Here is a 9,264-nt window from a genome sequence, read left to right as displayed (position 1 = left end):
AAGGACGCAAGTCACCAGGGCGTCGAGGGACAAGGGACAGGGCAACAGGGACAAGGGGCCGAGGCGCGGCGGGTCGCTGGTCCCTCGTCCCTCGAGTCCTTGTCCCTGGTCCCTTGCCGCCCTGGTGACTTCACACCTGCTCCCTCCTCCCTTGCTCCCGGCGCCCCCACCGTTGTCGAGGGGCGCGGACCTGTCCGCCATAGCCCCCACTGTTGTCGAGGGGCGAAGGCGGATAGACTGTGAGGTCGGACGATCCGACGTCCCGGAGGATTCAATGTCTGCATTCACATTCGGCACGCGCCTCGTGGCGGCTGCCACTCTCGCGATCGCATTCGTCGCGGCCGGGGTTCCCGTCGCCGCCCAAACCACTGGCCAGGTCAAGGGCAAGGTCGTCGACGGCAAGGGAGAGCCGGTCGACAAGGCCGTCGTGACCATCGAGTTCAAGGGCGGCACCAACATGGTGCGTGAGGTCAAGACCAACAAGCGTGGCGAGTTCATTCAGGTGGGCCTGCCTCCCGGTCCGTACTGGGTCACGGCCAAGGCCGACGCCGGCCAGGCCGCCGACCAGGTGCAGGTGGGGCTGGGCACCGCCCCGACGATGAACTTGACCCTCAAGCCCGCCACGAAGGGGATGTCCGCCGAAGAGACGGCCTTCCGCAAGGCGTTCGACGAGGGCGTCGAGGCCGCCGGCGCCAAGAACCACGACGCCGCGATCGCCAAGTTCGCCGAAGCCGTCAAGATGCAGGCCGATTGCTATGCCTGCTACATGAACATGGGCTCGGCTCACTACGAGAAGAAGGAACTCGACAAGGCCGAGGCCGCCTTCAAGAAGGCCGCCGAGCTCAAGCCAGAGGATTCCCGCCCGATCCAGGTGCTCGCCGACCTCTACAACGGCATGGGTCGCCGTGAGGAAGCGGCCGCGATGGCCACCAAGGCCGCCGCGATGGGCGCGGCCAGTGGCGGCGGATCCGCCCAGGACAACTACAACCAGGGCGTGATCCTCTGGAACGCCGGCAAGATCGCCGAAGCCAAGACGCAGTTCGAGGCCGCCGTGAAGGCCGACCCGAACTACGCCGACGCCAACTACTGGGTCGGCATGGCGAACCTCAACGGCGGCAACATGCCCGAGGCCACGAAGTACTTCGAGAACTACCTGAAGCTGGCGCCCGACGGGGCGATGGCGGCGCAGGCCAAGGGCATCCTCGACTCGATCAAGCCGAAGGAGTGAGTACGGACGCGCTGGACTCCGGGCTGCCCGGGCGGCTGGCCGCCATCCGGGCGCGCATCGCCAGCGCCGCGATCCGCAGCGGACGGTCTCCCGAGGCCGTCCGCCTCATTGCCGTCAGCAAGACCTTCGGGGCTGACGCCGTCCGCGCCGCGCACGCCGAAGGCCAGCTCGATTTCGGTGAGAACCGGGTGCAGGAGGCGCTGGCCAAGCAGGCCGAGACCGCCGACCTGCCCCTCCGCTGGCACCTCATCGGCCCCCTCCAATCCAACAAGGCCAACAAGGTGCCCGGCGCCTTCGCCGGCCTCCAGTCCGTCCATTCGCTCGACCTGCTCGCACGCCTGTCGAAGGCGGCAGTCTCGGCCGGCGTCGACCTGCCCGTGCTCATTCAGGTCGATCTGGCCCACGAGGCGACCAAGTCCGGCCTCGACGAGGCCGAGCTGCGCCACGTGCTGGCGAGCGCCCGCGACCTCCCCGGTGTGCGCGTCGAGGGCCTCATGCTCCTGCCGCCGTACGCCGAGGACCCCGAACAGGTCCGGCCCTGGTTCCGGCGCCTCCGGGACCTGCGCGACACCCTGCTCGCCGAGGGCGTCCCGCCTGACCAACTCCGCGAACTCTCCATGGGCATGTCGCACGACTTCGAGGTCGCCATCGAAGAAGGCGCCACCATCGTCCGTGTCGGCTCGGCGTTGTTTGGTACGCGCCTCTGAGCAATTGAGGCGCGCTTCGCTGACATTCAGCATGCAGAATGCAGCGCGGGGCGAACACCGTCACGGCTCCCCGGAAGCCGGTCCTGTCGATAGGCGGGTTGCGCGAACCACTCAGTCACGACGCCCTGCCGACCGATCCGAGCGGTGATGCGGAGCGTGGCGATGCCCGGGTCGCACTTCATTGCCGAATGCTGAATGTCGGCAAGACGAGCCTCAATTCCAGTGCAAACCCGTCACTGGCGGTCGGTTTCTCGTCATCGGGCTGGCCGCGCGACGCACCGGGACCTACAGTTTCTCGGCGGAAATGCTGATACTTCTGCCGTGGTACGGTATGTGCTTGTCCGGACCCGTATTGACATGCAGGAGTCCAGGCCCATGAAAGTCACCCCTCTCGATCTGCGCCAGACCCACCTCTCGACGTCCCTGCGGGGCTTCGACCGGGACGAGGTGCGCACGCTGCTCACCGACGCGGCCGACGACTACGAGGCCGCCCTGCGCGAGGTCGACCGGCTTCGACAGGAACTCCAGACGGCCGAGACCCAACTCGGCGAGCATCGGGACCGCGAGGTCAACCTCCGGAACACCCTGCTCACCGCACAGAAGGTCGCCGACCAGATTCGCGAGAACGCCGGCAAGGAAGCCGACGTGCTGCTCCGCGATGCCGAGACGCGTTCGACCGCGATGCTCAAGGACGCCGAGCTGCGCTCGACGACGATGACGAGCGAGGCGGAGGCGAAGGCCCTGGCGCTGGTGAATACCGCGGAGGTGCGGACGCTCGCCCTCACCACCGACGCCGACAGCCGCGCCGCGGCCACCACGTGGGAGGCCGACAGCCGCGCCGGGGCGACCCTTCGCGACGCCGACGCCCGCGCCGAGGCCACGCTGCGCGAGGCCACGTCGAAGTCGCAGGCGATGGTGGCCGATGCGGAGAACCGGGCCCAGGCGCTCGTGACCGAGGCCCAGTCGCGCGCCGATGCGACGTTCAGGGACGCGCAGGCACGGTCCGACGCCATGCTGAAGGACGCGCAGGCGCGCGTGGACGTGCTGATGCAGATGGCCAATGCCCGGCTCGACGAACTCGAGCACGCCGTCAGCGAGATGCGCCTGCGCAAGCGCGACGTCGAGGGTACCCTCGAGCAGTCGATCGCCTCGCTCACCTATGCGCTCGAGTTCGTGCGCACGCAGGACGCGCGCGACGACAAGGTGCGCATGCTGCGGCCGCGTCAGAACGAGCAGGCCGGTGAGACGCACTTCACGCAGGGTGGAGAGGCCGCCAGGCTCGGCTGAGCCGCGCCGCCACGCCCATGGTCCGCAACGTCGTCCGTCTCCTCGTGCTGGGCCTGATCGTCCACGCCGGCGTGCGAATCACGCCGGTGTTCTGGCACTACGTGCAGTTCAAGGACGCCGTGTCCGAGGTGGCCACGTACTCGGAGCGCAAGACGACGGAGGAGATTCGCGACCGCATCGTGTTGCTGGCGGTGGAACACGACGTCCCGATCGGCGCCGCCGATATCGCGGTGACGCGCCAGGGCGGCACCGTGTTCGTCTCGACGGCGTGGACGGCGCAGCTCGAATACGTGCCGACGCGCTTCTACCCGTACGATTTCGTGGTGGACGTGGAAGGCCGCGAGCAGCGCTTCACGGGCCTGGCGCCGCGGTAGCGCGCTAGCGGATCTGCTGGCCCAGGCGGCCCCAGCGGGTCTTCGTGACGAAGCCGGTGAGCCCCGAGAAGAGCTGCTCGAGGCCTGGCCGCTCGTAGTCGGCGGCATCGCTCTCGAACGACCAGTAGACCACCGCGGCGCGGCCCTTGACGTAGGCCTGCGGCAGGAACCCCCAGTACCGGCTGTCCTGCGAGTTGTCGCGGTTGTCCCCCATCACGAACAGCTGTCCCTCGGGCACCGTGACCGGACCATAGGTCTCGCGCTTGTCGAAGGCCGTCATCTCGTCGTCGGGCCGCGGCGGCAGCAGGTAGTGCACGTACGGCTCGTCGAGGGCGGTGCCGTCGATGTAGACCTTCTTGTGCCGCAGTTCGAGGGTCTCGCCGGGCAGGCCGATCACCCGCTTGATGAAGTCGCGCTCGGGATCCTCCGGCGACTTGAACACCACCACGTCGCCACGGCGGAAGCTGCGGATCGGCAGCAGGGCCTTCTCGAAGCCCGCCGGCGCGAACAGGAACTTGTTCACGACCAGGTGATCGCCGATGAGGAGGTTGTTCTCCATCGAGCCGGTCGGGATCTTGAACGCCTGGAAGCACCAGGTGCGCACGAACAGCGCCAGGATCACCGCGATGACGATCGACTCGAAGTACTCGCGAGCCGTCGACTTGGGCGGAGCGCCCGCCGGCGTGGGGGTCGTCGTCATGCCTCGGTACCCACCTTCAGGACCGCCAGGAAGGCCTCCTGCGGGATCTCGACGCGACCGACGCGCTTCATCCGCTTCTTGCCTTCCTTCTGCTTCTCGAGCAGCTTGCGCTTGCGGGAGATGTCGCCGCCGTAGCACTTGGCGAGCACGTTCTTGCGGATCGCCTTGACCGACTCGCGGGCGATGATGCGCCCGCCGATGGCGGCCTGGATCGCGACCTCGAACATCTGCCGGGGAATCAGCTCGCGCATCTTCGCCGCGAGCAGGCGGCCGCGCGCGTACGCCGTGTCGCGGTGGACGATGATCGAGAGGGCGTCCACCGGCTCGCCGTTGACCAGGATGTCGAGCTTGACGAGCGGCGAATCCCAGTAGCCGGTGACGTGGTAGTCCAGCGAGGCGTAGCCGCGCGACACCGTCTTGAGGCGATCGTAGAAGTCGAGCACGACCTCGTTGAACGGCAACTCGTAGGTGATGACGACGCGGCCCGACGTCATGTACTCGATGTTCTTCTGCTGGCCGCGCTTCTCCTGACACAGCTGCAGGATGCCGCCGACGTACTCGGACGGCGTCAGGATCGTCGCGGTGATGATCGGCTCCTCGAGACGCGCGATGCGGCCGGCATCGGGCAGCTTCGAGGGGTTGTCCACCGCATGCGTCTCGCCATCGGTCGTCGTCACCTGGTACAGCACGCCGGGGGCGGTGGTGACGAGGTCGACGTCGAACTCCCGCTCGAGGCGCTCCTGCACGATCTCCATGTGCAGCAGGCCGAGGAAGCCGCAGCGGAACCCGAAGCCGAGCGCGGCCGACGTCTCGGGTTCGAAGGCGAAGGCGGCGTCGTTCAGCTTCAGCTTCTCGAGCGCATCGCGGAGTTCCGGGTACTGATGGCCCTCGACCGGGTAGAGCCCGGCGAACACCATCGGCTTCATCTCCTGGAAACCGGGGAACGGCTCCGCGGTCGGACGAGCGGCCTCGGTGATCGTGTCGCCGATCTGGGCGTCGCCGAGCCGCTTGATGTTGGCGATGACGAAACCGACCTCGCCGACGCCGAGACTCTCCACCGGGATCGGCTTGGGCGAAAAGATGCCGACCTGGTCGATGTCGTACGACTGGCCGTTGATCATCATCGTCACCTTCATGCCGGCGCGAATGGTGCCGTCGATGACGCGGATCTGGACGATGACGCCACGGTAGGGGTCGTACCAGGAGTCGTAGATGAGGGCCTTGAGCGGGGCGTCGGCCGAGCCGGCCGGCGGCGGCACGCGCTCGACGACCGCCTCGAGGATCTCGCGGACGCCGATGCCTTCCTTCGCGCTGGCGAGGATGGCACCTTCGGCGTCGAGCCCGATGATCTCCTCGATCTGCCGCTTGGCCTCCTCGGGCATCGCGCCGGGGAGGTCGATCTTGTTGATGACCGGGATGATCTCGAGGCTGTTGTTGGCCGCCAGGTAGGCGTTGGCGAGCGTCTGCGCCTGGACGCCCTGCGACGCGTCCACCAGCAGCAGCGCGCCTTCGCAGGCCGACAGCGACCGCGTGACCTCGTAGGAGAAGTCGACGTGGCCCGGCGTGTCGATCAGGTTCAGGACGTATTTCTGGCCGTCGAGCGCCGTGTAGTCGAGCCGGACCGAATGCGCCTTGATGGTGATGCCGCGCTCGCGCTCGAGGTCCATCGAGTCGAGCACCTGCGCTTCCATCTCGCGGGCCTGCAACGCCCCCGTGAGTTCGAGGAAGCGGTCGGCCAACGTCGACTTGCCGTGGTCGATGTGCGCGATGATGGAGAAGTTACGAACCTGGCGCGGATCCATGAAAGCCCTTCATTGTACCGTGCCGCACCGCGCTCGCTGAAGCCTGGCTCGCCTGACCGGCCCGGGGCAGACGGCTTCGCTGCCGGCCTTGGGCCTTCGCGCCCGCGCTTCGGTCGGGACAGGTGGGCCTTCGGAAACCACCGCCTGGCAGCGGGGTCCCGGGCTGCAACGCCCGATCGCTACTGTCCTTCCCGACGTGTCTTCCGAGGCGCGTAACGCGACGTGGACGGTCCAAGGCCCAGGACCGAATGACGAAGGCCGGCTGAGCCGCCGGACTCGTCCGGCGGCCTCTAGCGCTGGTCGCGCGGCACGAAGCGCTGCGGGTACGTCGGGCCGGTGTAGTCGGCGCGCGGGCGGATCAGGCGGTTGTTGGACAGCTGCTCGAGCACGTGCGCGGTCCAGCCCGAGACACGGCTGACGGCGAAGATCGGCGTGTAGAGATCGATGGGAATGCCCATCGTGTAGTACGTCGAGGCCGAGTAGAAGTCGACGTTCGGGAACAGCTTCTTCTCCGACTGCACGACCTGCTCGATGCGCTGCGAAATCTGGAACCAGCGCGGGTGACCGGCGCGCTCGCCGAGTTCCTTCGACATCCGACGCAGGTGCGTGGCGCGCGGATCCTCGGTGTTGTACACGCGGTGCCCGAAGCCCGAGATCTTCTCCTTGCGGGCCAGCTTGCCGCGCACGAAGGCCTCGGCGCGCTCGTCGGTGGCGTCCTCACCGAGGTCGAGCAGCATCTTCATGACCTCGGCGTTGGCGCCGCCGTGCAACGGCCCCTTGAGGGTGCCGATGCCCGCCACGATGGCCGAGTGGACGTCGCTGAGCGTCGCCGCACACACGCGCGCGGCGAACGTGGAGGCGTTCAGCTCGTGGTCGGCGTGCAGGATCAGGCCGATGTCGAAGGCGCGCACCGACGTCGGGTCCGGACGCTCGCCCTTGAGCATGTAGAGGAAGTTGGCTGCCTGGCTCAGCGCCGGGTCAGGAGCGATCAGGCCACCACCCTGCACCATCCGGCCGTAGCTGGCCACCAGAGTGCCCATCTGCGCGGTCAGCCGCACGGCCTTGCGGTAGTTGGCCGCCGGGCTGTGGTCGTCGGCATCCGGGTCGTAGTGCGACAACGCCGAGGTCAGCGTGCGCAGCACGTCCATGCCGTTGCCCTGTGGGAGCGACCGCATCAGCCGCACCACACCGTCGGGCAGCGCCCGCCCGGCCGCCAGCTGCGACTGCAGGTCGCCGAGCTCGGCCCGGTTGGGCAGGCGGCGGTGCCACAGCAGGAAGCAAACCTCCTCGAACGTGGCCGACTGGGCCAGGTCGTGGATGTCGTACCCGCAATACGAGAGGACGCCACGGTCGCCATCGATGAAGCAGATGGCAGACGATGTCGCGACGACGTCTTCGAGGCCGCCCTTGGCCGCTGTGCTCATAGACGGGAAAGCATATCAAGGGACCAGGGACACGTACGCAAGTCACAAGGGAGGCAAGGGACAAGGGAACAGGGCGGCGAGGGACAAGGGAGGAGAAGGGCAGGACCGCGCGCGTGGCGACGGCTGCCCCCAACGACGAAGGGAGCGGCCCGGGTATCCCCCGGCACCGCTCCCTCGATCCTTCTGGTCCCTCGTCCCTTGGTCTGCGTCGGCCCTTGTCCCTCGTCCCTTGCGCTATTCCCCGGCGATCTGCGTGCTCAGCTCGGCCTGTTCGCCGCCGAACTGCTGGAACAGCGACGTCAGCCCCGGATACAGGAAGCCGACCTGGAACAGCACGAGGAACGGCAGCGTCCCGTAGATGCCGTTGGCGAGGGCGTAGAAGACCGTGCCGGTGAAGTAGAGCCCGAGGGCGACCTCGGCAAGCGGCTGCCACAGCATCAGCTGGTGGTACTTCTTGCCGACCCAGTCGTCGCCGGTGCGCTCGACGCCGTGCTTGGGCGTGCGGACGAACTCGCTCTGCTTGCCGAAGATCGCCTCGAGCACGGCGCGGGTGTTGTTGATCGAGAGCCCGATGCCCACGGCCATCAGCAGCGGCAGGTACTTCAGCCGGCTCTTCCAGTCGTTCGGGTAGGCCTGCATCTGCGAGAAGGCGTAGAAGTTGACCACCGAGAACGTCGCCGCGAAGAACAGCGGGATGTCGATCAGCAGCATCTCCGACCAGCCCATGTTGTACCGCACGTACATCGACGGGAACATGAGCACGCAGAGCACCACCATCAACAGGTAGTTGAAGTTGGCGGTGAGGTGGAAGAACGCCTCGGCCTTGACGCGGAACGGCAAGTCGGCGCTGAGAATCTGCGGCAGCAGTTTGAGCGCGGTCTGCACCGAGCCCTTGGCCCAGCGGAACTGCTGCGACTTGAAGCTGTTCATCTCCACCGGCAGCTCGGCCGGGGCGATGACGTCCTCCATGAACACGAAGCGCCAGCCCTTGAGCTGGGCGCGGTAGCTCAGATCCAGATCTTCGGTGAGCGTGTCGTGCTGCCAGCCGCCGGCCGATTCGATGGCGTCACGCCGCCAGACACCGGCCGTGCCGTTGAAGTTGAAGAAGCAGCCGGCGCGATTGCGGCTGCCGTGCTCGAGGACGAAGTGCCCGTCGAGCATGATCGACTGGATCTTGGTCAGCGTCGAGTAATCGGCGTTGATGTGGCCCCAGCGCGCCTGGACCATCCCGACCTGCGCATCGCCGAACTGCGGCAGCGCACGACGGAGGAAGTCGGCCGGCGGGACGAAATCGGCGTCGAAAATGGCGACGTAGCGGCCCTCGGCCACCTTCATGCCCTGCTCGAGCGCTCCGGCCTTGAAGCCGGTGCGGTCGGTGCGGTGCAGATGGGTGATGTTGAAGCCCTGGTTCTGCCAGCGACGCACGGCGAGGGCGGCGACGTCCACCGTCTCGTCCGTGGAGTCGTCCAGCACCTGGATCTCCATCAGCTCGCGCGGGTAGTCCATGCGGCAGACCGCGTCGATCAGGCGGTCCACCACGTACATCTCGTTGAAGATGGGGAGCTGAATCGTCACGACCGGCAGCGGGTCGAGTTGCGGCCGCGGCCCCGGCACGTGATCGGCGTAGCGCTTGTACCAGTACACCATCACGTACCGGTGCCAGCCGTAGAACGCCAGGATGCTCAGGACGAAGAAGTACGCCGCAAGAATCGCAAGTTCCGAGAGGGTCATAGACGGAGCCA

At 67.3% G+C, this 9,264-nt stretch carries 8 protein-coding genes; 4 read left to right on the top strand and 4 right to left on the bottom strand.

Going from position 1 to position 9,264, the window contains the following annotated elements:
• Nucleotides 1-274 precede the first annotated feature (274 nt).
• The 4 genes from Q0C41_RS15145 to Q0C41_RS15130 all read left to right on the top strand — a co-directional run bounded on the left by Q0C41_RS15145 (nt 275) and on the right by Q0C41_RS15130 (nt 3,596).
• The gene (locus Q0C41_RS15145; RefSeq protein ID WP_291984829.1) at nt 275-1,228 is read left to right on the top strand and encodes a tetratricopeptide repeat protein; all 954 of its coding nucleotides are present in this window, start codon (nt 275-277) and stop codon (nt 1,226-1,228) included.
• On the top strand, nt 1,225-1,935 hold the full coding sequence (locus Q0C41_RS15140; RefSeq protein ID WP_291984827.1) for a YggS family pyridoxal phosphate-dependent enzyme: 711 nt from the start codon (nt 1,225-1,227) through the stop codon (nt 1,933-1,935). Before Q0C41_RS15145 ends, Q0C41_RS15140 begins: the two co-directional genes overlap by 4 nt.
• Before the next feature lie 375 nt (nt 1,936-2,310).
• A complete protein-coding gene (locus tag Q0C41_RS15135; protein WP_291984825.1) occupies nt 2,311-3,222 on the top strand; it encodes a DivIVA domain-containing protein in 912 nt (303 codons plus the stop codon).
• A gap of 17 nt (nt 3,223-3,239) precedes the next feature.
• Nucleotides 3,240-3,596, top strand: a complete 357-nt coding sequence (locus Q0C41_RS15130) for a hypothetical protein (protein WP_291984823.1) — start codon at nt 3,240-3,242, stop codon at nt 3,594-3,596.
• A 4-nt stretch (nt 3,597-3,600) separates the two neighbouring features.
• Here the strand turns inward: Q0C41_RS15130 and lepB are convergent, their stop codons facing one another.
• From lepB to Q0C41_RS15110, 4 genes are all read right to left on the bottom strand, one after another.
• Nucleotides 3,601-4,296 (bottom strand): signal peptidase I, encoded by a 696-nt coding sequence (gene lepB, locus Q0C41_RS15125; RefSeq protein ID WP_291984821.1) that lies wholly within the window; start codon nt 4,294-4,296, stop codon nt 3,601-3,603.
• Nucleotides 4,293-6,098, bottom strand: a complete 1,806-nt coding sequence (lepA, locus tag Q0C41_RS15120; protein WP_291984819.1) for a translation elongation factor 4 — start codon at nt 6,096-6,098, stop codon at nt 4,293-4,295. Before lepA ends, lepB begins: the two co-directional genes overlap by 4 nt.
• 290 nt (nt 6,099-6,388) lie before the next feature.
• Nucleotides 6,389-7,522 (bottom strand): citrate synthase, encoded by a 1,134-nt coding sequence (locus Q0C41_RS15115; RefSeq protein ID WP_291984817.1) that lies wholly within the window; start codon nt 7,520-7,522, stop codon nt 6,389-6,391.
• Nucleotides 7,523-7,756: 234 nt separating this feature from the next.
• A complete protein-coding gene (locus Q0C41_RS15110; RefSeq protein ID WP_291984815.1) occupies nt 7,757-9,253 on the bottom strand; it encodes a cellulose synthase family protein in 1,497 nt (498 codons plus the stop codon).
• Between the last annotated feature and the right edge of the window lie 11 nt (nt 9,254-9,264).

It is taken from the genome of Luteitalea sp., from assembly GCF_022842525.1.
Taxonomy (GTDB): domain Bacteria; phylum Acidobacteriota; class Vicinamibacteria; order Vicinamibacterales; family Vicinamibacteraceae; genus Luteitalea.
Note: the sequence above shows the minus strand (reverse complement) of the source record. Positions and strands in the feature narration are given on the sequence as shown.

Coding starts and splice junctions, on each gene's coding strand:
- Q0C41_RS15145 (WP_291984829.1), top strand. CDS start 275: ATGTCTGCATTCACATTCGGCACGCGCCTCGTGGCGGCTGCCACTCTC.
- Q0C41_RS15135 (WP_291984825.1), top strand. CDS start 2,311: ATGAAAGTCACCCCTCTCGATCTGCGCCAGACCCACCTCTCGACGTCC.
- Q0C41_RS15130 (WP_291984823.1), top strand. CDS start 3,240: ATGGTCCGCAACGTCGTCCGTCTCCTCGTGCTGGGCCTGATCGTCCAC.
- lepB (WP_291984821.1), bottom strand. CDS start 4,296: ATGACGACGACCCCCACGCCGGCGGGCGCTCCGCCCAAGTCGACGGCT.
- lepA (WP_291984819.1), bottom strand. CDS start 6,098: ATGGATCCGCGCCAGGTTCGTAACTTCTCCATCATCGCGCACATCGAC.
- Q0C41_RS15115 (WP_291984817.1), bottom strand. CDS start 7,522: ATGAGCACAGCGGCCAAGGGCGGCCTCGAAGACGTCGTCGCGACATCG.
- Q0C41_RS15110 (WP_291984815.1), bottom strand. CDS start 9,253: ATGACCCTCTCGGAACTTGCGATTCTTGCGGCGTACTTCTTCGTCCTG.